A 12,053-nucleotide genomic window follows, 5' to 3' on the forward strand; every position below is an offset into this window, starting at 1 on the left:
CTCCAGGACACCCTCGCCCGGCTCGTCGGCGGCCCCGAACCGCTGACCCGCCACCTGGAGGTCGAGACGTACACCTGGCAGGCGCTCCCGCCCGAGCTGCGCCCCCGCTCACGTGGCCGGCTCGCCGAGGGCATCGCCGCCGAACTGACGCTGGCCCGCGACCTGCTGGTCGACCTGGGTCTCAAGGAGCTGCCATGACCGCCGACCCCGCCGCCACTCCCGTCTCTCCCACCCCGCTGCTGGTCCTGGACGTCGTCGGACTCACGCCCCAGCTCCTGCCCCATATGCCGAACCTGAAGAAGCTCGCCGCCGCGGGCTCGCAGGCCCCGCTGACCACCGTGCTGCCCGCCGTCACGTGCAGCGCGCAGTCCACGTTCCTCACCGGCACCCTGCCGTCCGAGCACGGCATCGTCGGCAACGGCTGGTACTTCCGCGAACTGGGCGACGTACTGCTGTGGCGCCAGCACAACGGACTGGTCTCCGGCGACAAGCTGTGGGACGCCGCCCGCCGCGTCCACCCCGGCTACACCGTCGCCAACATCTGCTGGTGGTACGCGATGGGCGCCGACACCGACTACACCGTCACGCCCCGACCCGTGTACTACGCGGACGGCCGCAAGGAACCCGACTGCTACACCCGGCCGCCCGCCCTGCACGACGAACTGCACGACAAACTCGGCACGTTCCCCCTCTTCCACTTCTGGGGCCCCGGCGCCGACCTCGTCTCCTCGCAGTGGATCATCGACGCCACCCGGCACATCATCGACACCCGGGGCCCCGACCTGGCGCTGTGCTACCTGCCGCATCTGGACTACGACCTCCAGCGCTACGGCCCCGACGACCCCCGCTCCCACCAGGCGGCCCGCGACCTCGACGCGGCGATGGGCCCGCTGCTGGACGACGCGCGCCGTGAGGGCCGTACCGTCGTCGCCCTGTCCGAGTACGGCATCACCAACGTCTCCCGGCCCGTCGACATCAACCGGGCCCTGCGCCGCGCCGGACTCCTGGAGGTCCACACCCAGGACGGCATGGAGTATCTGGACCCGATGGCCTCGCGCGCCTTCGCCGTCTCCGACCACCAGATCTCGCACATCTACGTGCGCCGCCCCGAGGACCTGGACGCGACCCGCGAGGCGCTGAAGGACCTGGCCGGCATCGAGGAGATCCTGGACGACGAGGGCAAGAAGAACTACGGCCTGGACCACCCGCGCTCCGGCGAACTGGTCGCCGTCGCCGAACCCGACGCCTGGTTCACGTACTACTACTGGCTCGACGACGCCAAGGCGCCCGACTTCGCCCAGCTGGTCGAGATCCACCGCAAGCCCGGCTACGACCCCGTCGAGCTGTTCATGGACCCCCTCGACCCGTACGTGAAGGTCAAGGCGGCCAAGGCCATCGCCCGCAAGAAGCTCGGCATGCGCTACCGGCTCGCGGTCGTCCCCCTGGACCCCTCACCCATCCGCGGCAGCCACGGCCGCCTCCCGTCGAGCGACGACGAAGGTCCGCTCATCCTCTGCTCCACCCCCGAAGCCGTCGTCGGCCGCACCCAGGCCACCGACGTGAAATCCCTGCTCCTCAATCTCGCAGGACTGCACTGATCTAAGGAGTTCCACGCATGAGCCGCAAGAAGTCAGTCGACCCGGAGCTGGCAGCCAAGCTCAGCCGCCGCAACATGCTGGGTGTGGCCGCGGGCACCGGCGCCGCCGCCATACTCGGCCTCTCGGCGGCCACACCCGCCGCCGCGGCTGAGCGTGGCCGCGGTCACGGGCACGGCCACGGTCACGGGCACGGCAAGACCGAGCCCGTCCTCACCCCGGGCCACCTCGGCATCCAGCTCTACTCGCTGCGTGACAAGGTCAACTCGCTCGGCTTCGCGAAGGTCTTCGAGGAGCTGGAGCGCTTCGGCTACGACGAGATCGAGTACGCGGGCTACACCCAGGGCAACGCGGGCGCCATCACCATCCCGCAGCTGCGCAAGCTCGCCCGGGACCACGGTCTGCGTCCGATCGGCAGCCACGTCAACTACGCCGACGACAACAACCCCGACGCCTACAGCTTCGCGCAGAACCTGGAGAAGGTCCTGGACGACGCCCAGGCGCTGGGCCTCGACCACATCGGCACCGCGTCGGGCCCCTTCCGGTACGGCAACACCGTCGACGCCTGGAAGCGCGCGGCGGCGGACTTCAACGCGTACGGCGCCGCCGCCCGCAAGCGCGGCATGAAGTTCTACCAGCACAACCACGCCGAGGAGTTCTCCTTCGCCAGCGACCAGCCGGGCGTCCGCCTCTACGACGTCCTGCTCGCGGAGACCGACCCCAAGCTCGTCTATCTGGAGATGGACATCTACTGGGCGTTCGCCGCCAAGCACCGCTTCAGCAAGACCGGTGACGGCAGGCCCGCGCCTCTCGACCCGCTGAAGTACGTGCTCAAGCAGCCCGACCGCTACCCCCTCTTCCACGTCAAGGACGGCGTGAAGAACGAGGAGGCGCGCGACGGTTACGACATGGTCGACGTCGGCGACGGCGACATCGACTACAAGAAGTTCATCTCGGCCGTGAACAAGACCCACAACGGCCGCAAGGACCACCACTGGCAGGCGGAGCACGACAACCCGGTCGACTCCCTCCTGTTCGCCCAGAAGTCGGCGGACCACCTGCACTCGCTGCGCGAGAAGCGCTGCTGACCCCGACCGCGTGACGAAGCCCCCTGTACGACTCCTTCCGGAGCCGTACAGGGGGCCTCGTATGTGTGTCAGCGATCCCGCGATCCGGGCCCGCTCAGGCGTCCTCCCGACCGATCGGGTTCGGATTGGCCTGGATCTTCCTGATGTCCGGCCTGCCGGGCGCCTTCAGGAAGACCGCGAGGCACGCAGAGAACAACCCGACGCTACCCGCGATGACGAACGCGGTGTTGTAGCCCCAGTTGTCCACCACGACCCCGCCCACACCGGCGCCGACGAGGCCGGAGATGAGCTTGGAGCTGTAGACCATGCCGTAGTTCGACGCGTTGTTGTTCTCACCGAAGTAGTCCGCCGTCATGGCCGCGAACAGCGGGAAGATCGCGCCGCCGCCGAAGCCGGAGATCATCGAGCAGACCAGGAACAGCGGCATGTTGCCGATCGATCCCGAGGCGAGCACGCCGAACTGCGACATGCCGAGCACGATGCAGACGAAGATCAGCGTGTAGCGGCGGCCGTACTTGTCGGAGATCCAGCCGATGACACCGCGTCCGGTGCCGTTCACGATGGCCTTCAGCGACATGGCCGTGGCCACGATCCCGCCGGCGAAGCCCATTTCCTTGCCGAAGGGCACCTGCATCGCGATACCGAAGATGTTGATGCCCGCCGTGCAGAGCAGGCAGAACCACATCATCCACAGGACCGGTACGCGTGCCGCTTCCTTCGGCGTGTACTGCTTGACGGCCGGCGGGTTCTTCTCCAGCGCGCGCCGGATCCTCGGGTCGTCGGAGACCTTCAGCGGGTCGGCGCCCTCGGGCCACCAGAACTTCGGCGGGTCCTTGAAGAACCACCCGGAGATCGCCACCATCGCGCAGCAGATCACGCCGACGAAGACGAGCACGCCCTGGTAGTTGCTCAGGTCCATGTACGTGCTGAACAGGAAGACGAAGGGCACCGAACCGTAGGCGAAACCGCCGTTGACGAGGCCGGTCTTGCCTCCCTTGCGCTCCGGGTACCACTTGCCGACCATGTTGACGCAGGTCGCGTAGACGAGACCCGCGCCGATACCGCTGAACATACCGAAGCCGATGTACGCCACGATCACGTGCGGCGCGTAGGCCAGGGACAGATATCCCAGGATCGTGCCGAGCGCGCCCAGCATCATCGCGTAGCGGGCGGGCAGCTTGCCGCTCTCACGGAGCTGCCCCGCGGGGAAGGCCACGGCCGCCTGGAAGAAGATCCAGACACCCATCAGCCAGAAGATGTGCCCGCTGCTCCACATGTGTGCCGTGTGCAGAGTGTCCTCGGCCGAGGTGAACGCGTACTCCGAGGAGCTGATTCCCATCATGCCGATCCACGGGAAGAGCACCATCGTCCACCGTGGACGCCCCATGATCTGCCGGTCGGACTGCCCGATCCGGTAGATACGGCCGTTCCGGTCCGCCACCTCCCTGTAGGGGACGGCTGCGGAGATGTCAGTTGTCGCCATTGTCGATCGAACCCCTTGCGTCGAAGAAGTCAGGCCAGCGCCCCCTGTCCGTTCTCTTCGTGCGGGGGGCCTGCGATGAGCGGAATCCACAGGCCCCCTGGGTCGCACCGTCAGCTCATCCGGCGCCTCCCCACGGTTCCGAACCTCGTCCCACGGCGGTCACAGCAGCCCCGCCGCCCGCGCCCAGCGATACTTCGCGCCAAGCACCTCGACCGGCTTCTCCGTGGTGTACGGGTACGCCACGACGCCCCGCTCGTAGAGGTACTGGCACGCGGCCTCCACCTCGACGTCGCCTGCCAGCGACGCCACCACCGGCTTCTCGATGCCGCGTTCGCGGAACTCCGCCACCACCCGCGCCGTCAGTTCGGCGAAGACCATGGGCGGGGTGACGATCGTGTGCCAGTAACCCAGCACCAGGGAGTGGATCCGGGGATCCTCCAACCCGAGCCGGATCGTGGCCTCGTACGTCGACGGCGGTTCGCCGCCGGTGATGTCCACCGGGTTGCCCGCCGCCCCGAAGGGCGGGATGAAGGCGCGGAACGCCTCGTCCAGGTCCGGCGGAATCTCCATCAGCGACAGGCCGTTGTCGACGATCGCGTCCGACAGCAGCACACCCGATCCGCCGGCGCCCGTGATGATCACGACGTTGTCGCCCTTGGGGGTGGGGAGTACGGGCAGCCCGCGCGCGTACTCCAGCATGTCGCTCAGCCCCGGCGCCCGGATGACGCCGGACTGCCGCAGGATGTCCTCGTACACCGCGTCGTCGCCCGCGAGGGCCCCGGTGTGCGAGCCGGCCGCCTTCGCGCCGGCCGCCGTACGCCCCGCCTTGAGGACCACGACCGGCTTCTTGGGGACGGTCGCGCGCGCCGCCTCCACGAACGCCCGGCCGTCCTTCAGGTCCTCCAGGTGCATCGCGATGCAGTCGGTGTTGTCGTCCTCACCGAACCAGGTCAGCAGGTCGTCCTCGTCGAGGTCCGACTTGTTGCCGAGCCCGACGATCGCCGACACACCCGTCCTGGTGGTCCTCGCGAAGCCGAGGATCGCCATCCCGATGCCGCCGGACTGCGAGGTCAGCGCCACGCCGCCCTTGACGTCGTACGGGGTGCAGAAGGTGGCGCAGAGGTCCTGCCAGGTGGAGTAGTAGCCGTAGATGTTCGGCCCGAGCAGCCGGATCCCGTTCTCCTCGGCGATCGTCACGATCTCCTGCTGGAGTTCGTGCTCGCCGGTCTCGGCGAAACCGGAGGGGATCAGGACGGCGTTGGGGATGTTCTTGCGGCCGACCTCGGCGAGCGCGGTGGCGACGAACTTCGCGGGAATCGCGAATATCGCCACATCAGGCTCACCGGGAACATCCATCACGCTCTTGTACGCCTTACGGCCGAGTATGTCATCGGCTTTGGGATTGACCGGGTAGATCTCGCCCGCGAAACCTCCGTCGATGAGGTTCCGCATGACCGAATTACCGATCTTGCCGTCCTCGTTGGAGGCACCGATCACCGCCACCGAACGCGGCTCCATGAGCCGGCGCATCGAGGTCAGGATCTCCTCGCGCGAGTAGCGGCGCCGTACCGCCGGCACCTCGTCGGTGAGCAGGATCCGTACGTCGGCCGCCATGACCCCGTTCTCGGAGGCGAAGACCGGGTTGAGGTCCACCTCCGCGACAGCGGGGAAGTCGGCGGCCAACTGCGAGACCCGCACCACGAGATCGGCCAGCGCGTCCCGGTCGACCGCCGCGCCGCCCCGTACCCCGCGCAGGATCTCCGCGGCCCGGATGCCGTCCAGCATGGACAGCGCGTCGTCCTTGGTGGCCGGCGCCAGCCGGAAGGTGACGTCCTTCAGCACCTCCACCAGGACACCGCCGAGGCCGAAGGCCACGACCTTGCCGAAGGTGGGGTCGGTGACGGTCCCGATCAGGATCTCGGTGCCCGCGGGCACCATCTGCTGCACCTGGACGCCGAGGATCTGCGCCTTCGGGTCGTACTTACGGGCGTTGGAGACGATCGTGGTGAACGCGGAGCGCACCTCGGCCGCCGAACCGAGGCCGATCTGCACGCCGCCCGCGTCCGTCTTGTGCAGGATCTCCGGCGACACGATCTTCATCGCGACCGGGAAGCCGATCCGGGCGGCCACGGCCACCGCGTCGTCGGCCGACTCCGCGAGTGCCTCGCCCGGCGTCGGGATGCCGTACGCGTCCGTGATCGCCTTGCCCTCGGGCGCGGTCAGCGACGTACGGCCCTGCGCGAGCGCGGCCTTGATGATCGCGTCGACGTTGTCCTTGTCGGGCTTGAAGGCAGTGCTGTCCGGCACTAGATGACTCCGTTCGTCTTCAGCAGGCGCAGTTCCTCGTCGCCGAGACCGAGCTCGCCGACGTACACCTCCGCGTTGTGCTCACCGAGCAGCGGAGACGCTGTGATGGTGACGGGGGAGTCGGAGAGCTTCAGCGGGCTCCCGACCGTGGTGAAGGTCCCGCGCTGCGGATGCTCGACCTCGACGACCATGTCGTTGGCCGCGAGCGAGGAGTCCTCGATGATCTCCTTGGTGGAGAGGATCGGGCCGCACGGGATGTTGTACGCGTTGAGCTTCTCCAGCACGTCCCACTTCGGGAGCGTGGACGACCACTCCTCGATGAGCTGGAACATCTTGCCGAGCTTGGTGAGCCGGGCCTCGGGAGTCGCCCACTCGGGGTCCTCGGCCAGTTCGGGCCGGCCGATCAGCTCGCTGACGGGCTTCCAGCCGACCGGCTGCACGATCACGTACACGTAGTCGTTGGGCCCGCCGGGCGCGCACTTGACCGCCCAGCCGGGCTGCCCGCCGCCGCTGGCGTTGCCCGAGCGCGGGACCTCGTCGCCGAAGTCCTCGTTCGGGTACTCGGCCAACGGGCCGTGCGCCAGGCGCTGCTGGTCACGGAGCTTGACCCGGCACAGGTTGAGCACCGCGTGCTGCATCGCGACGTTCACCCGCTGCCCGCGTCCGGTGGCGGTCCGCTGGTAGAGCGCGGCCAGGATGGCGGCCACCGCGTGCATGCCGGTGCCGGAGTCGCCGATCTGCGAGCCGGTCGCCAGTGGCGGGCCGTCCTCGAAGCCGGTGGTCGACATCGAGCCGCCCATCGCCTGCGCGACGACCTCGTACGCCTTGAAGTTGGTGTACGGGCCTTCGCCGAAGCCCTTGATCGAGGCGTACACGATCTTCGGGTTGATCTCCTGGATCTTCTCCCAGGTGAATCCCATCCGGTCGACCGCGCCGGGGCCGAAGTTCTCGACCATGACGTCGGAGCGGCGGATGAGTTCGGTCAGGATCTCCTTGCCGCGCTCGGTCTTGGTGTTGAGCGTGACGCTGCGCTTGTTGCAGTTGAGCATCGTGAAGTACAGCGAGTCGACATCGGGGATGTCGCGCAGCTGCTTACGGGTGATGTCGCCCGTGGGCGCCTCCACCTTCACCACGTCGGCGCCGAGCCAGGCGAGGATCTGGGTGGCGGAGGGACCGGACTGCACATGGGTCATGTCGAGGACACGGACGCCGCTCAGGGCCTGGGGGCTCGTGTCGGGGGAGTTCTCCGGGGCTTCGAGAGCCTGGGTCATCATGGCCTCCCTTACTTGTACATGGTCTGGTTCATGGTTCCGGGGGCGTACGCGTCGGGGTCGACCCAGACGTTGATCAGCGACGGCAGTCCGGACTCGCGGGCCCGCTGGAGCGCGGGCGCGATGTCGGCCGGGTCCCGGACCTCTTCGCCGTAACCGCCCAGCATCTGGGCGAACTTGTCGTAGTGGACGTCGCCGAGGGTGTTGCCGATCCGCTCGCGCTCGTCGCCGTACTTGGCCTTCTGGCCGTAACGGATCTGGTTCATCGACGAGTTGTTGCCGACGATGCCGACGAACGGCAGGTTGTAGCGCACAAGCGTCTCGAAGTCCCAGCCCGTCAGCGAGAAGGCGCCGTCGCCGAAGAGCGCCACGACCTCCTTGTCGGGGCGGGCCTTCTTCGCCGCGAGGACGAAGGGGACACCGACACCGAGCGTGCCGAGCGGGCCCGGGTCCATCCAGTGGCCCGGCGACTTGGGCTGCACGACCTGGCCGGAGAAGGTGACGATGTCGCCGCCGTCGCCGATGTAGATCGAGTCCTCGGTGAGGAAGTCGTTGATCTCGCTGACCAGGCGGTAGGGGTGGATCGGCGAGCTGTCCTTCTTGAGGTTGGGCAGCCGCTTCTCGATCGCGGTCTGCTCGGCGGCGCGCAGCTCCTCCAGCCACGCCTTGCGCTTGACGGAGCCGCCGTTGATGCGTCCGCTCGCGGCCTCCGTGACCGACTTCAGGATCAGACCGGCGTCACCGACGATGCCGAGGTCGATGTCGCGGTTCTTGCCGACCGTCCGGTAGTCGAGGTCGATCTGGACGACCGTCGCGTCGGGCGAGAGCCGCTTGCCGTAACCCATCCGGAAGTCGAAGGGGGTGCCGACGATGATGATGAGGTCGGCGTTGGTGAAGGCGTAGCGGCGGGAGAGCTGGAAGTGGTGCGGGTCGCCGGGAGGCAGGGTGCCTCGCCCGGCGCCGTTCATGTACGCGGGTACGTTCAGCGTCCGTACGAGCTCGATGGCGTCGTCCGTCGCCCGCGTGGTCCACACCTGGCTGCCGAGCAGGATCGCCGGCTTCTCGGCGTGCACCAGCAGATCGGCGAGCTTCTCGATGGCCGCGGGGTCACCGGCCGAACGGGTCGAGGCCCGGTACTGGCCGGCCTGGGGTACGCGAGCCTTCTCGGCCGGCACCTTCGCGTCGAGGACATCGCGCGGAATCTCCAGGAACGCCGGGCCGGGAGCGCCGTTGTAGCACTCGCGGAACGCCATGGAGACCATGTCGGCGGCGCGCGCCGTGTCGGGGACGGTCGCCGCGAACTTGGTGATCGGCGTCATCATGTCCACGTGCGGCAGGTCCTGGAGCGACCCCATCTTGTGCTGGGTGAGCGCGCCCTGACCGCCGATCAGCAGCATGGGTGACTCGGCTCGGAACGCGTTGGCGACGCCGGTGACGGCGTCGGTCGTGCCCGGTCCGGCGGTGACGACGGCGCAGCCGGGCTTGCCGGTGATGCGCGCGTAACCGTCGGCGGCGTGGGCGGCGACCTGCTCATGACGTACGTCGACGACTTCGATGCCCTCGTCGACGCAGCCGTCGTAGATGTCGATGATGTGGCCGCCGCAGAGGGTGTAGATGACCTCGACACCTTCTGCCTTGAGTGCCTTGGCGACCAGATGACCACCGGAGATGAGTTCCTGGCTGTCGTCGGGCATGAGGTTGTCCTGTCCCTTCGTAGGGGAGCCGGGGGGCTCCTGGTGGGTACTCCCCAGTGCTCCCGCGATGGATTGCATACAGTCGACGAATACTGTATGAAGCTTGTTATCCCGCATTCGGTGGGTGGTGTCCAGGGGGCGTGCGGCACTTTCATTCCTTTCTGTTGCAGTGGGAGCCGGCATGGATCTGTACGAGCACCAAGCCAGAGACCTGTTCGCGGAGTACGGCATCGCCGTGCCGGAGGCCGAAACCGTCGAGTTCGCCAGGGAGGCCGCGCTCGCGGCCGAACGGCTCGGCGGCCGGGTCGTCGTCAAGGCACAGGTGAAGACCGGAGGCCGGGGCAAGGCCGGCGGAGTGAAGCTCGCGGCCGATCCGGCCGCCGCTGAACTGACCGCGCGCCAGATCCTCGGGATGGACATCAAGGGCCACACCGTCGCCAAGGTGATGCTGGCCCAACCGGTGGACATCGAGACCGAGTTCTACGTCAGCTATGTGCTCGACCGCGCCGCGGGGACCTTCCTCGCGATCGCGTCCGCCGAAGGCGGCATGGACATCGAGGAGGTGGCCGCGACCCGCCCCGAGGCGGTGGCCCGGATCCACATCGACCCGGCCGAGGGAGTCACGGCGGCCAAGGCGGTCGAGATCGCCGTCGCGGCGGGGCTGCCGTCCGAGACCGCCCCCGTACTCGAATCGCTCTGGCAGGTCCTCGTCCGCGAGGACGCGCTGCTGGTCGAGGTCAACCCGCTCGTCAGGACAACCGACGGCCGCATCCTGGCACTTGACGGAAAAGTGACCCTGGACGACAACGCCCGCTTCCGCCAGAGCCGTTGGGGTGACGACCAGGAGGACCCGGGCGCCGACCCGCTGGAGGCGGCGGCAGCCGCCAAGGGCCTCAACTACGTCAAGCTCGACGGCGAGGTCGGCATCATCGGCAACGGTGCGGGGCTCGTCATGTCGACCCTCGACGTCGTCGCGGGCTGCGGCGCCCGCCCCGCCAACTTCCTCGACATCGGCGGCGGCGCGTCGGCCCAGGTGATGGCCGACGGGCTCTCCGTCATCCTGTCCGACCCCGACGTCAAGTCCGTGTTCGTCAACGTCTTCGGCGGCATCACCGCGTGCGACGCCGTCGCCGAAGGCATCGTCCAGGCCCTGGAATCCGTCCGGTTGACCAAACCCCTCGTCGTACGCCTCGACGGCAACAGCGCCGCGCGGGGCCGCGCGATCCTCGACGACCGTGCGCACCCCCTCGTGGAACAGGCCACGACGATGGACGGCGCCGCGCGCCAGGCCGCCGTACTCGCGAACGCCGGATAAGGAGCAAAGCAATGGCGATTTTCCTGACCAAGGAGAGCAAGGTCCTCGTCCAGGGCATGACCGGCGCCGAGGGCATGAAGCACACCCGCCGCATGCTGGAGGCCGGCACCGACGTCGTCGGCGGCGTCAACCCGCGCAAGGCGGGCCAGAGCGTCGACTTCGACGGCCGCGCGGTCCCCGTGTTCGGCTCCGTCGCCGACGGCATCGCGGCGACCGGCGCGGACGTCACCGTCGTGTTCGTGCCACCGCCGTTCGCGAAGGCGGCGGTCATCGAGGCCGTCGACGCGGGCATCGGCCTCGCCGTCGTCATCACCGAGGGCATCCCCGTCCATGACGCCGTCGTCTTCCAGGCGTACGCTGAAAAGAGCGAAACCCGCGTCATCGGCCCGAACTGCCCCGGCCTCATCAGCCCCGGCCAGTCGAACGCGGGCATCATCCCGGCCGACATCGCGACCAAGCCCGGCAAGATCGGACTGGTCTCCAAGTCGGGCACTTTGACATACCAGTTGATGTACGAGCTGCGCGAGATCGGCTTCTCGTCGGCGGTCGGCATCGGCGGAGACCCCGTCGTCGGCACGACCCACATCGACGCCCTCGCGGCCTTCGAGGCCGACCCGGACACCGAACTGATCGTGCTCATCGGCGAGATCGGCGGCGACGCGGAGGAACGCGCGGCGGCGTACATCGCGGACCACGTGACAAAGCCGGTGGTGGGCTACATCGCGGGCTTCACGGCCCCGGAGGGCAAGACGATGGGCCACGCGGGCGCGATCGTCTCGGGCTCGTCGGGCACGGCGGAGGCCAAGAAGAAGGCGCTGGAGGCGGTGGGAGTCCGCGTGGGCTCCACCCCGTCAGAAACGGCCCGCCTGGTCCTGGACCGCATAGCGATCCCGACGACCTGACGGGGCTGCCGTGTCCCGGCGGCCGGCGGGTGGACGGGAGACCCTTCCTGTCCGTGGCCGCCGGGCGGGCGGCCTCGGCCCGCTCTGTGGTCGGTGATCGGCAGAGGACGGGGTTGTTGCCGCCCGGCGGCTGGCCGGGGGCGACCCAGGCCCTCGGCCGGTGGACGGGAGACCTTTCCTGTCCGTGGCCGCAGGGCGGGGCGTTACCGTTCCGGGCCGCGCCCTGTCGCCGGTGACCGGTGACTGAGCGGTCCGGCTGAGGGATGTGGCTGCCGTGTCCCGGTGATCGGCCGGGGGCGACTCCTGTCCCCGGCCGGTAGATAGGAGAACTCTCCTGTCGCCGCCTGGCGGGCGTTACCGTCCGTGGCCCCCGTTCTGTCGCCGTTGGTCGGCGACTG

The 12,053-nt window shown here is 68.6% G+C and carries 8 protein-coding genes and 1 pseudogene; 5 read left to right on the forward strand and 4 right to left on the reverse strand.

What is annotated here, in order from left to right; all coding sequences use genetic code 11:
* The 3 genes and pseudogenes from BHU15_RS11655 to BHU15_RS11665 all read left to right on the forward strand — a co-directional run.
* Positions 1–198, forward strand: a pseudogene (locus BHU15_RS11655) (metabolite traffic protein EboE); the annotation flags it as partial.
* Positions 195–1,598 carry an alkaline phosphatase family protein gene (locus BHU15_RS11660; RefSeq protein WP_069627122.1) on the forward strand — a complete coding sequence of 468 codons (1,404 nt, stop codon included), beginning with the start codon at positions 195–197 and terminating at the stop codon, positions 1,596–1,598. The pseudogene BHU15_RS11655 and the gene BHU15_RS11660, both read left to right, overlap by 4 nt.
* A gap of 17 nt (positions 1,599–1,615) precedes the next feature.
* Positions 1,616–2,683: a sugar phosphate isomerase/epimerase family protein gene (locus BHU15_RS11665; protein WP_069627123.1), complete on the forward strand. Its 1,068-nt coding sequence runs from the start codon at positions 1,616–1,618 to the stop codon at positions 2,681–2,683.
* Positions 2,684–2,777: 94 nt separating this feature from the next.
* Here the strand turns inward: BHU15_RS11665 and BHU15_RS11670 are convergent, their stop codons facing one another.
* The 4 genes from BHU15_RS11670 to BHU15_RS11685 all read right to left on the reverse strand — a co-directional run bounded on the left by BHU15_RS11670 (position 2,778) and on the right by BHU15_RS11685 (position 9,438).
* Positions 2,778–4,166 (reverse strand): OFA family MFS transporter, encoded by a 1,389-nt coding sequence (locus BHU15_RS11670; RefSeq protein WP_069627124.1) that lies wholly within the window; start codon positions 4,164–4,166, stop codon positions 2,778–2,780.
* Positions 4,167–4,325: 159 nt separating this feature from the next.
* Complete coding sequence (locus BHU15_RS11675) at positions 4,326–6,425, reverse strand: acetate--CoA ligase family protein (protein ID WP_376199760.1); 2,100 nt, start codon at positions 6,423–6,425, stop codon at positions 4,326–4,328.
* A gap of 47 nt (positions 6,426–6,472) precedes the next feature.
* Complete coding sequence (gene frc / locus BHU15_RS11680; protein WP_051433796.1) at positions 6,473–7,744, reverse strand: formyl-CoA transferase; 1,272 nt, start codon at positions 7,742–7,744, stop codon at positions 6,473–6,475.
* Positions 7,745–7,755: 11 nt separating this feature from the next.
* Positions 7,756–9,438, reverse strand: a complete 1,683-nt coding sequence (locus BHU15_RS11685) for a thiamine pyrophosphate-binding protein (protein WP_069627126.1) — start codon at positions 9,436–9,438, stop codon at positions 7,756–7,758.
* 181 nt (positions 9,439–9,619) lie between these two features.
* On the opposite strand from BHU15_RS11685, the gene sucC reads away from it, so the two are divergent.
* Both sucC and sucD read left to right on the forward strand, forming a co-directional pair.
* The gene (gene sucC / locus BHU15_RS11690) at positions 9,620–10,753 is read left to right on the forward strand and encodes an ADP-forming succinate--CoA ligase subunit beta (RefSeq protein WP_069627127.1); all 1,134 of its coding nucleotides are present in this window, start codon (positions 9,620–9,622) and stop codon (positions 10,751–10,753) included.
* Positions 10,754–10,764: 11 nt separating this feature from the next.
* Positions 10,765–11,655, forward strand: a complete 891-nt coding sequence (gene sucD, locus BHU15_RS11695) for a succinate--CoA ligase subunit alpha (RefSeq protein ID WP_069627128.1) — start codon at positions 10,765–10,767, stop codon at positions 11,653–11,655.
* The last annotated feature ends 398 nt before the right edge of the window (positions 11,656–12,053 follow it).

Origin of the sequence: Streptomyces niveus (assembly GCF_001723055.1) — a bacterium.
Taxonomy (GTDB): Bacteria; Actinomycetota; Actinomycetes; order Streptomycetales; family Streptomycetaceae; genus Streptomyces; species Streptomyces niveus.